Source organism: Variovorax sp. 01T439_2 (assembly GCF_056398445.1).
In genome coordinates this window covers 1-10,124 of sequence record NZ_JBFTPJ010000114.1, presented here as the reverse complement: position 1 = coordinate 10,124, position 10,124 = coordinate 1, and the positions used below count along the sequence as shown (strand labels likewise).

The 10,124-nt window shown below is 69.7% G+C and carries 11 protein-coding genes and 1 pseudogene; 7 read left to right on the top strand and 5 right to left on the bottom strand.

Features of this window, described 5'->3' with window-relative positions:
* Positions 1–220, bottom strand: a pseudogene (locus tag AC1DOC_RS08040) (carboxymuconolactone decarboxylase family protein); the annotation flags it as partial.
* Between the two features lie 2 nt (positions 221–222).
* A complete protein-coding gene (locus AC1DOC_RS08035) occupies positions 223–663 on the bottom strand; it encodes a (R)-mandelonitrile lyase (protein ID WP_478129637.1) in 441 nt (146 codons plus the stop codon).
* A gap of 37 nt (positions 664–700) precedes the next feature.
* On the opposite strand from AC1DOC_RS08035, the gene AC1DOC_RS08030 reads away from it, so the two are divergent.
* Positions 701–1,615, top strand: coding sequence for a LysR family transcriptional regulator (locus AC1DOC_RS08030; protein WP_015865797.1), 915 nt, complete (start codon positions 701–703; stop codon positions 1,613–1,615).
* A 27-nt stretch (positions 1,616–1,642) separates the two neighbouring features.
* Here AC1DOC_RS08030 and AC1DOC_RS08025 read toward each other — a convergent pair whose 3' ends face one another.
* Positions 1,643–2,818 (bottom strand): serine hydrolase domain-containing protein, encoded by a 1,176-nt coding sequence (locus AC1DOC_RS08025; protein WP_478129636.1) that lies wholly within the window; start codon positions 2,816–2,818, stop codon positions 1,643–1,645.
* A gap of 174 nt (positions 2,819–2,992) precedes the next feature.
* Here AC1DOC_RS08025 and AC1DOC_RS08020 point away from each other — a divergent pair, with 174 nt between their 5' ends.
* Positions 2,993–3,865 (top strand): NAD(P)-dependent oxidoreductase, encoded by an 873-nt coding sequence (locus AC1DOC_RS08020; protein ID WP_478129635.1) that lies wholly within the window; start codon positions 2,993–2,995, stop codon positions 3,863–3,865.
* Between the two features lie 21 nt (positions 3,866–3,886).
* Here the strand turns inward: AC1DOC_RS08020 and AC1DOC_RS08015 are convergent, their stop codons facing one another.
* Positions 3,887–5,191, bottom strand: a complete 1,305-nt coding sequence (locus AC1DOC_RS08015; protein ID WP_478083546.1) for a LysR family transcriptional regulator — start codon at positions 5,189–5,191, stop codon at positions 3,887–3,889.
* Positions 5,192–5,354: 163 nt separating this feature from the next.
* Between AC1DOC_RS08015 and AC1DOC_RS08010 the strand changes: the two genes are divergently transcribed.
* From AC1DOC_RS08010 to AC1DOC_RS07990, 5 genes are read left to right on the top strand one after another with little or no spacing between them, the layout of a single operon-like run.
* A complete protein-coding gene (locus tag AC1DOC_RS08010) occupies positions 5,355–6,383 on the top strand; it encodes an amidohydrolase family protein (RefSeq protein ID WP_478081590.1) in 1,029 nt (342 codons plus the stop codon).
* Between the two features lie 4 nt (positions 6,384–6,387).
* Positions 6,388–7,095: a 4-carboxy-4-hydroxy-2-oxoadipate aldolase/oxaloacetate decarboxylase gene (ligK, locus tag AC1DOC_RS08005; protein WP_478081588.1), complete on the top strand. Its 708-nt coding sequence runs from the start codon at positions 6,388–6,390 to the stop codon at positions 7,093–7,095.
* Positions 7,096–7,110: 15 nt separating this feature from the next.
* A complete protein-coding gene (locus AC1DOC_RS08000; RefSeq protein WP_478129634.1) occupies positions 7,111–8,130 on the top strand; it encodes a Bug family tripartite tricarboxylate transporter substrate binding protein in 1,020 nt (339 codons plus the stop codon).
* A 17-nt stretch (positions 8,131–8,147) separates the two neighbouring features.
* Positions 8,148–9,053, top strand: coding sequence for a DUF1932 domain-containing protein (locus tag AC1DOC_RS07995; RefSeq protein ID WP_478081584.1), 906 nt, complete (start codon positions 8,148–8,150; stop codon positions 9,051–9,053).
* The gene (locus AC1DOC_RS07990; RefSeq protein WP_478081582.1) at positions 9,050–9,742 is read left to right on the top strand and encodes a substrate-binding domain-containing protein; all 693 of its coding nucleotides are present in this window, start codon (positions 9,050–9,052) and stop codon (positions 9,740–9,742) included. The genes AC1DOC_RS07995 and AC1DOC_RS07990 overlap by 4 nt, the downstream gene beginning before the upstream one ends.
* Positions 9,743–9,760: 18 nt before the next feature.
* On the opposite strand, the gene AC1DOC_RS07985 is transcribed toward AC1DOC_RS07990, so the two are convergent.
* The coding region (locus tag AC1DOC_RS07985; protein WP_478129633.1) for a VOC family protein at positions 9,761–10,124 on the bottom strand (364 nt) is incomplete at its 5' end.

Sequence of the window (10,124 nt, the reverse complement as noted above, 5' to 3'; positions counted from 1 at the left end):
GGCCGGCATCGAGCCCCTGTTCGAGCGCCGTGTTCAGGCGGGCGATGTCGCCCGCCGCTGCGAACGCCGCAATCGGGATGATGGATTGCTGGCGCAGCGAAAGCGTTTCGGATGCGGTGCGTGTGGTGTTCATGTTCGTGGACTCCTGGGGCGTGCTACCGGCATGGCACGGAGCGACGGCAAGGCACAGCGCCAAGGCCAGCGCCCGCCTTGCTGCCATGCCTAGCGCTGGTTGTATTGCTCATCGCTGACCTTCTCCATCCATTCGACGTTCTTGCCGTCCACGGTGCCGGTGACGGCCAGGTGGACCAGTGCCGTGAACGGAGCGGCGCCGTGCCAGTGCTTGACGCCCGGAGGGCACCAGACGACGTCGCCGGGGCGGATCTCCTGCACGGGTTGGCCCCACTCCTGGGTCAGGCCGAGGCCCGACTGCACCACCAGGCGCTGCCCGGCCGGGTGGGTGTGCCAGGCGGAGCGCGCGCCGGGCTCGAAGGTCACGAGGCCACCCGAGGCGTTGAGGGTTTCGGTGGCGGGCCAGAGCGGGTCGACGCGGACGCGGCCGGTGAAGTATTCGGCAGGGCCGGCTGCCGAAGGTTGGCTGCCGGCCCTCGCGATCTGCTGGGCCGCCCCCGGTGCCGGGGCGGGTTCGGCGCCTGCGCCGATGGAGTTCAGGGCCGGCTTATGTGAATGCAGCTCACCAATGGCAAAAGAAAACCTGAACGATCTCCAGGCCTTCGTGGTGGTTGCCCGCGAACGCAGCTTCACCCGTGCCGCCGCCCAGATGGGCGTGTCGCGCTCGGCGCTCAGCCATTCGATGCTGGCGCTGGAGGCGCGCCTGGGCGTGCGCCTCCTGACCCGCACCACGCGCAGCGTCTCCGTGACCGACGCAGGCGCCCGGCTCCTCCATACGCTGGCCCCACGGTTGCAGGACATCGAGCGGGAGCTCGAATCCCTTTGCGCAATGCGCGACAAGCCGGCCGGCACGGTCCGCATCACCACGCATGACCATGCGGTTGCCACGGTGCTGTGGCCCAGGCTCCTGCCGCTGCTCAAGCAGCATCCGGACATCCAGGTGGAGTTCAGCGTCGACTACGGCTTCACCGATATCGCCGCCGAAAGGTTCGATGCCGGCGTGCGGGTGGGAAACCGCGTCGACAAGGACATGGTGGCGGTCCCGATCGCACCGGCGCTGAGGATGGCGGTGGCGGCTTCTCCGGACTACCTCGCGGGCAAGCCTGTGCCGGTGAAACCCGCGGACCTCACGGCGCACCGCTGCGTGAACCTGCGGCTGCCGACGCACGGCGGCCTGTACGCCTGGGATTTCGAGAAGGGAAGGAAGCAGGTCAGCGTGCGGGTGCAAGGCCAGACGGTGTTCAACAACACCTTCCTGATGCTGCGCGCGGCACTGGACGACATGGGCTTTGCCTATGTGCCCTTCGACATCATGGAACAGCACATCGAAGAGGGGCGGCTCGTTCCGGTCCTGCAGGACTGGTGGCCGGCCTTCCCGGGCTACCACCTCTACTACGCCCATCGCCGCCAGCTTTCCCCGGCGCTCGCCCTGGTCATCGAAGCCTTGAGGTACCGGGCGCCGCCGCCCAGGCGAACGGGGTGACCGCCCCGCCGGGGCTTGCTGTGTTCTTCAGCGCAGCGACGCGTGGATCAGCTTCTGCACCGCGAAGAGCGGCTTGAGCTGGTCTTCGCGGTAATAGTTGCCCATGAAAATGACATACACCAGTTCGAGCGCAGGAATGACGACCAGCCGCTGGCCTCCGAGTCCGATCGCCATGTAGGCTGGCGAGCCATCCTGGCGCTGGATCACATACCAGTGGTAGCCATACCGGAGGCCTTCGAAAGCGTCGGCGCGCGGCGTCAGTGACTCGGAAATCCAATCCTTCGGAACCAGTGCCTGGCCGTTCCACTCGCCGCGCTGGAGCAGCAGCTGGCCAACGCGAGCCAGATCCGGCGCGCGCATGCGCAGGCCCGATGCCGCGGCCGCCTCTCCATTGAAACCACGGGTCCACTCGACCTTCTCGATGCCCATGGGCGAGAACAGCCTGTCGCGCGCGTAGTCGAGCAGCGGCACGCCCGCGCCCTTGGCGATGAGATGGCCCAGCAGGGCCGTTGCGCCACCCGAGTAGCGCCACCGCTCGCCCGGGTTGGCGACGATGGGGCGTTCCAGCACATAGCGGTAGCGATCCTTGCTGCGCTCCATCGAAATTTCGCTGTTGCGCGGATCGCTGTAGGGCAGGTCCTCGTTCCATTCCAGGCCCATCGTCATCGCGAGGGCATGGGAGATTCGGATCGCACGCCTGCGCTCGTCGCGGGCCAGGTCAAGGTAGGCGGGAAAGGCGTCCAGCAGCGGCGCATCGAGCGCGGGAACCTTGYCTTCGGCGAGTGCGATGCCGTAGAGCAGGCCCACGATGCTCTTGCTGACGGAACGAAGGTCATGCAAGGTATCGACGTTGAATGCAACCGTGCCCAGCGGCGTACCCCAGCGTTCGTCCGGGCCTTCGAAGTAGCGCTCCATCTCGACCCGGCCCTTGCGCGCAATGAAGACGGCATGCAGATTCGCGAACTCGCCGCTTTGCACGCCCTGGTCAAGGCGTGCCGCAAGATCCGGCGCCATTGGGCTGGACTCCGGACTGCCTCTCGTCCATTGGAATGGGGTTGCCGCGAATCCCCGTCCCGTGCAGGCGAGTGCAGCTGCGGCGCCGGCCGTCACGAGCACGCTGCGACGCCGCGGGGCATGGGACTGCTGGTGGCTTGTCATAGGGGGCTCGATGGTCTTGGTCGGTAATTCATGGGCATCGCTCACCGGGACGAAGTACGCGGCCGAGTTTGGTACGCTGCGCCTGCCTGCAGGCCAATCCGAGCCATTTCGTCGCACGACCGGTGCTTGCCGACGCAAGCCTAACCCAAGGCGGAACGCAGTCCTCGATTCGGACGGCTGCCCCTGCATCCCCTACACATCGCAACCCAGGAGACTCCCTTGAAAAAGAACATCGGCATGATCGGCATCGGCATGATGGGCCACGGCATTGCCAGCAACATCGCCAGGCACGGCTACCCGCTGGCGGTGCTCGAGCACCCGGGCAACCAGCCGCTGGACGCGCTCAAGGCCGCCGGCGCGCGCAGCTTCACGCGCGCGGCCGAGCTGGCCGCGCAGTCCGACATCGTCATCCTCGTGCTCACGGGCTCGCCCCAGGTCGAGGCCGTGCTCACGGGTGAGGGYGGCGTGCTGCAGGGCCTGCGCCCGGGCAGCATCGTGATCGACTGCTCCACCGCGATTCCCGCTTCCACGCTGCGCATGGCCCAGGCCGTGCAGGCCGCGGGCAGCCGCTTCCTGGACACGCCGATGACGCGCACGCCGAAGGAAGCGGCCGAAGGCCGGCTCAACCTGCTGGTGGGCGGCGATGCGGCCCTGCTCGAGGAATGCCGCCCGCTGCTGTCGTGCTTTGCCGAGAACATCCTGCACGCGGGCCCGGTGGGCGCAGGCCATGGCATGAAGCTGCTGCACAACTTCGTCTCGCTGGGCACGGTGGCGCTGATCRCCGAGGCGGCGGCCTGCGCCGGCCAGCACGGCGTGGCGCCCGAGATGTTCGTGGAGATCCTGGCCAAGGGCGGCGGCGGCGGCGTGGCGCTGGAGCGGCTGCGGCCCTACCTCACGGCCAAGGACACGTCGAGCCTGCGCTTCTCGATCGCCAATGCGAGCAAGGACCTCGGCTACTACAACACCATGGCGGGCGATGCCGGTGCGCACCGCGACATTGCGGCGGCGGTGCTGCAGACCCTGCAGCATGCGCAGGGCCTGGCGCCCGAAGCCCTGGTGCCCGAGCTGGCGGACCTGCTGGCCCGGCGCTGAGCGCCAGCGGCCGTCCGCATTTCACTGGCCGCGGCTTCCCGCCTTTGCGCGGAAGTCGGGCGAGCGGGCGACCACCGCGCGGATCTCCTGCATCAGCGCGCGCGCGCCGGGCGAGGGGAACGCGCCAAGGCGCTGGGTGAGGCCGATCTCGCGCCGCGTCTCGTCGAGCGGAAAGTCCAGCACCACCAGGCTGGCATTGCGGATCTCGTGGCGCAGCTGGTGGGCCGAGATCGCGGTCAGCATGTCGCTTTCGAGCAGCAGGCCGCGCAGCACGGCAAGGTCGCCGGTCTCCACCGCGGGAACTGGCGGCGCTTCGCGCGCGGCCGAGAAAAAGCGCTCGAGCAGCTCGCGCGAAGGCGTGCCCTGCCGCGAGAGTGCCCAGGTCGCCTGACGCAGCGCATCGAAGTCGACACGCGCGGCGCGCGCCAGCGGATGGCCGGCGCGCGCGATCACCGAGATGCGGTCTTCGAACAGCGCCTCCTGCTGCAGGTCGCGCGCGTCGGCGCTGCTGCGCAGCGCGCCGAGGATGAAGTCGATGTCGCCGCTGCGCAGCGACGCCGCCAGCGCGTCGTAGGGGCTCTCGACCGTGGCGACGTGCAGCCCCGGATGGCGCGCCAGCAGCGAGGCGATCGCTTGCGGCAGTATCTGCGTGCGGCCGAGCGGCAGCGCCCCCACGTTCACGCTGCCCTGCAGCATGCCTTCGCTGGCCGCGATGTCGGGGCCGATGTGGCGCAGCTCCGCGAGCACGCGCTTGAAATGGAAGGCCACGATCTCGCCGGCCGGCGTGGGCACCAGGCCRCGCGTCCGGCGCTCGAGCAGCGCCACGCCGAGCCCGCCTTCGAGGTCCTTCAGCGCGCTGCTGATCGCCGGCTGCGTGATGCCGAACTCGCGCGCGACGGCCGGCATGTTGCGCTTCTCCACCAGGCTCGCGATCACCGCCAAGCGCCGGCCGTTGAGGATCGATGCAAAGAGCGAATGCACGTCGGCCGATGCGCCGATGCCGCCGCGCGCGACGAGCTGGGCGCGCGCGTCCTCGAACGCGCGCTCGATGCGGCGTGCGCGCAGCAGCACCAGGTCGCCGTAGGAGTTCAGCGCCATGCCGCGCGGGCCGCGGTCGAACAGCGGCCGGCCGAGCGCCCTTTCGAGCTCGGAGATGGAGCGCGTCACGCCCGAGGCGACGCGGAACAGCTGCTCGTCCGCGGCCCGGGCGATGCTGCCGGCCGCCGCCACGGCCGTGAACGCGCGCAGGTGCCGCAGGTTGAGGCCCAGCGCATGGGTGTGCGTGCGGTCGATCACTTTGTCTTGCAGCTGGCGTCGGCCCGTCATTCCAGAGGTGCCTGGGCAGGAGCCCTGGCCGATAAGAAAGTCTGATGGTAGGGCAAGCCGAACTCACGCCACGCGGCGGCGTCCGGAACCACACTTGACGCAAGGGCCGGCGCACGCGCCGCGCATGCCCGCAAGACACCACCAGCCATTCACGGAACCGCCCATGATCATCGACTGCCACGGCCACTACACCACGGCGCCCAAGGCGCTCGAGAACTGGCGCAGCCAGCAGATCGCCGGATTGAAAGACCCCGCGCTGAAGCCCCGCGCCGCCGACCTGAAGATCAGCGACGACGAACTGCGCGAATCGATCGAGGGCAACCAGCTGCGCCTCATGAAGGAGCGCGGCAGCGACCTGACGATCTTCAGCCCGCGCGCGAGCTTCATGGCCCACCACATCGGCGATTTCGAGACCTCGTCGACCTGGGCTGCCATCTGCAACGAGCTGTGCTTTCGCGTGAGCGAGCTGTTCCCCGATCACTTCATCGGCGCGGCCATGCTGCCGCAGTCGCCGGGCGTGGACCCGCGCAGCTGCATTGCGGAGCTGGAGCGCTGCGTGCGCGAGTACGGCTTCGTGGCCATCAACCTCAACCCCGATCCCTCGGGCGGGCACTGGACCTCGCCGCCGCTGTCGGACCGCCACTGGTACCCGCTCTACGAGAAGATGGTCGAGCACGACATTCCGGCCATGGTGCATGTGAGCACGAGCTGCAACGCCTGCTTCCACACCACCGGCGCGCACTACCTGAATGCCGACACCACGGCCTTCATGCAATGCCTCACCTCGGACCTGTTCACCGACTTTCCGACCTTGCGCTTCGTGATCCCGCACGGCGGCGGCGCGGTGCCCTACCACTGGGGGCGCTTTCGCGGCCTGGCGCAAGAGATGAAGAAGCCGCTGCTCAAGGACCACCTGCTCAACAACATCTTCTTCGACACCTGCGTGTACCACCAGCCGGGCATCGACCTGCTGACGCGCGTGATCCCGGTCGACAACATCCTGTTCGCGAGCGAGATGATCGGCGCGGTGCGCGGCATCGACCCCGAGACCGGCTTCTTCTACGACGACACGCGCCGCTACATCGACGCCACGCCCATGCTCGACGCTGAGGCGCGGCACAAGGTGTTCGAAGCCAACGCACGCCGCGTGTACCCGCGCCTGGACCGCGCACTCATCGCCAAGGGGCTCTGATCTCATGTCTTCTTTTTCTTCCAACACCCTCCAGCAGATCGGCGTGGTCCATCGCAAGGTGGCGCGCGCGGATGCCGCCGCGGTCGACAAGCTGTCGCGCTTCGGCGTCCCGACCGTGCACGAGGCGCTCGGCCGGCTCGGGCTGATGCAGCCGCGCATCCGTCCGATCCATCCCGATGCGCGCTTCTGCGGCCCGGCCGTCACGGTGCTGCTGCAGCCCGGTGACAACTGGATGCTGCATGTGGCGGCCGAGCAGATCCAGCCCGGCGACGTGGTGGTCGCGGCCTGCACCAGCGACAGCACCGACGGGTTCTTCGGCGACCTGCTTGCCACTTCGTTCAAGGCGCGCGGCTGCAAGGGCCTGGTGATCGACGGCGGCGTGCGCGACGTGCGCGACCTCAACGCGATGGGCTTTCCCGTGTTCAGCCGCGCCATCCATTCCAAGGGCACGATCAAGGCCACGCTCGGCTCGGTCAACGTGCCGGTGGTGTGCGCCGGCGCGCTCGTGCATCCGGGCGACGTGGTGGTGGCCGACATCGACGGCGTGGTGGTGGTGCCGGCCGCGCGTGCGCAGCAGGTGGCCGATGCGGCCGAAGCGCGCGAGGCCAACGAGACGGCCAAACGCGCGCGCTTCGCGGCCGGCGAACTCGGCCTGGACATGTACGCCATGCGCGAGCCGCTGGCCAAGGCTGGCCTGCGCTACATCGACTGACGGCGGCCAGACGACATGGCTCGCATCATCGGCACCGCGACCACCGGCATCACCCGCCGACAGGCCTGCATCTTTTCCGCCGGCAGCGCGCTCTGGCTTGCGAGCCGCAGCGCCGAGGCCGCCGAGGGCTATCCGGACCATCCGCCGCACCTGGTCGTGCCGTTCACGCCCGGCGGCTCCACCGACGTGCTGGCACGCGGCATCGGGCAGGAGCTCGGCCGCGCGTGGAACCAGGCCGTGGTGATCGACAACGTGCCCGGCGCGGGCGGCTCCGTCGGCGCGGAGAAGGTCGCGAAGGCGCCGGCCGACGGCTACACGCTGCTGATGGGGCACATCGGCACGCTGGCCATCAACCCGTCTCTCTACCGCAAGCTCGGCTACCACCCGCTGCGCAGCTTCGCGCCCGTGGCATGGGTCGCGCGCGTGCCGAACGTGCTCGTGGTCCATGCCTCGGTGCCGGCGCGCACGCTGGCCGAGCTGATTGCGCTGGCCAAGGCCAGGCCCGGGCAGCTGGCCTATGGCTCGGGCGGCAATGGCAGCGCGGCGCACATCGCGATGGAATACCTCAAGCTGCAGACCGGCGCCTCGCTGCTGCACATTCCCTACCGCGGCACCGCGCCGGCCGTGAACGACCTGCTGGCGGGCCAGCTGCAGGCGATCYTCACCGGCACGCCCGCGCTGCTGCCGCACATCAAGGCCGGCAAGCTGCGTGCGCTCGCGGTGTCGAGCCCGCGCCGCATCGCGTCGCTGCCCGAGGTGCCCACGGTGGCCGAGAGCGGCGTGCCCGGCACCCAGGATTTCGAGGCCGACCAGTGGTACGGCGTGGCCGCGCCGGCCGCAACGCCCGCGCCGATCGTCGCGATGATCAACCAGCAGATCAACCGCTCGCTCGACTCGGCGGAGGTCAGGGCGCGCCTGGCGGCCGAGGGCGCCGAGGCCACGCCCGCCACGCCGCAGGTCTTCGGCCAGCTGATCGCGAGCGAGATGGTGCGCTGGGAGCGCGTGATCAAGGCGGCCCGCATCACCGTCGATTGAACAGCAAGGAGACACACATGGGCATCACACTGGGCATCGTCGGCTTCGGCGAAGTGGGCGGCATCTTCGGCCGCGGCCTGCTGCACAAGGAAGGCATCGAGGCGGTCTGGGTCTGGGACCTGAAATTCGCCGACTCCGACGGCGGCGCGGCAGCACGCGCCGCCGCCGAAGCCGGCGGCCTGCGCGTCGCCTCGGGCATGCAGGCGCTGTGCGCCGCGGCCGATCTGCTGGTCTCGGCCGTGACCGCATCCAGCACCTTCGCGGTGGCCGAGGAGGCCGCGCGGCATGCGCGGGCGGGCATGCGTTTTCTCGATCTCAACTCGGCCTCGCCCGGCACCAAGCAACGGGCCGGCGCCTTGCTCGAAGCCGCCGGCGCCGGCTATGTGGAAGCCGGCGTGATGACCTCGGTGCCGCCCTACGGCATCCGCGTGCCCATGCTGCTGGGCGGCGCCCAGGCCGAGGCACTCGCGGCCACGCTGTGCGCATGGGGCATGGACGCGCGCGCCGTGAGCGAGCGGCTCGGCGTGGCGTCGGCCATCAAGATGAGCCGCAGCATCATGATCAAGGGCCTGGAGGCACTGGTCATCGAAAGCTACACCACGGCGCGGCGCTACGGCGTGGAGGCGCATGTGCTGCCCACGCTCGCCGAGACCTTTCCGCAGATCGACTGGGAGCGCCAGGGCGCCTACTTCTTCAGCCGCGTCGTGCAGCATGGCAAGCGGCGCGCCGAGGAAATGCGCGAAGCGGCGCAGACTGTTCGCGAGACCGGCTTCGAGCCTTTCATGGCGGCGGCCATTGCAGCCAAGCAGGACTGGGTCGCACAGCAGGCGCGCACCGGCCTCTTCGACGGACTGGACGCCAAGAGCCCGTGGCAAGACTACGCCGACCGCCTGATCGGCACAGGGCAGGGCGGCGGGAAATGACGGTGCCCGCGATCCGTGGCCTCTGCTCGATGGCGACCCGGGGCTTGCTGCAGGAGCTTGCGGCCGCCCATTCGCAGCGCAGCGGCGTGCCGGTCTCGTTCCTGGCGATCGGCGGCGTCGAGGCGGCGCGGCGCGTGTCCGCGGGAGAGCCCTTCGACGTGGTGGTGCTGGCGTCGGAGGCGATCGACACGCTTGTCGCGCAGGGCAGGCTCGATGGCGGCGGCAAGGTCGACCTGGTTCGTTCGGGCGTGGCCGTGGCGGTGCCTGCGGGCGCGGCGCACCCCGATATTTCTACCGAGGACGCGCTGCGCAGCGCAGTGCGCACCGCCTCCGGCATCGCGTATTCGACCGGGCCGAGCGGCGTTGCCTTGATGGCATTGTTCGAGCGCTGGGGCATCGCTGGCGAGATCCGCGCCCGCCTGGTGCAGGCGCCGCCCGGCGTGCCGGTCGGCGCGCTGCTCGCACGCGGCGATGCCGCGCTCGGGTTCCAGCAATGGAGCGAGCTGATCGGCGTCGAAGGCGTCGACCTGGTCGGCCCCTTGCCGCCGGAGGTCCAGATCACCACGGTCTTTTCCGCGGCGCCGGTGGTCGGCTGCGCGCAGCCGGATGCGGTGCGCGCGCTGCTCGAATTCATGCGTTCGGCAGACAGCGCCGAGGCCAAGCGCCGCCATGGCATGGCGCCGGCCTGAGGCAGGTTCGGCGCTGGTTCAGCCGCGCGCCTGGATCAGCTTCCAGCCATTGCCCGACGGATCGCGAAAGCCCGCGTCCACGGTGCCGTAGCGCTCCACCGGCTCCTGCGTGAATTCCACGCCCAGGCCGCGCATCCGCTCATAGGCAGCGCGGCAGTCGTCCACCCGCAGCACCAGCGGCGGCATCGCGCCCTTGGCGACGATGGCGCGCACCGCCTGCGCCGTGGCTGCATCGAGCACCGGCGGCCCGGGCCTGAACAGGCCGAGCTGGAACGACGGCTGCTCGGGGTGCTGCACCGTGAGCCAGCGGTAGTCGCCGTTTCCCACGTCCGTGTGGACGCGGAAGCCGAGCTTCTCGACATAGAACGCCAGCGCCTCGTCC

What these genes read in the sequence shown, in the direction of transcription:
- AC1DOC_RS08030 (WP_015865797.1), top strand. Translation starts at nt 701, where the DNA reads ATGGCAAAAGAAAACCTGAACGATCTCCAGGCCTTCGTGGTGGTTGCC.
- AC1DOC_RS08010 (WP_478081590.1), top strand. Translation starts at nt 5,355, where the DNA reads ATGATCATCGACTGCCACGGCCACTACACCACGGCGCCCAAGGCGCTC.
- ligK (WP_478081588.1), top strand. Translation starts at nt 6,388, where the DNA reads ATGTCTTCTTTTTCTTCCAACACCCTCCAGCAGATCGGCGTGGTCCAT.
- AC1DOC_RS07995 (WP_478081584.1), top strand. Translation starts at nt 8,148, where the DNA reads ATGGGCATCACACTGGGCATCGTCGGCTTCGGCGAAGTGGGCGGCATC.
- AC1DOC_RS07990 (WP_478081582.1), top strand. Translation starts at nt 9,050, where the DNA reads ATGACGGTGCCCGCGATCCGTGGCCTCTGCTCGATGGCGACCCGGGGC.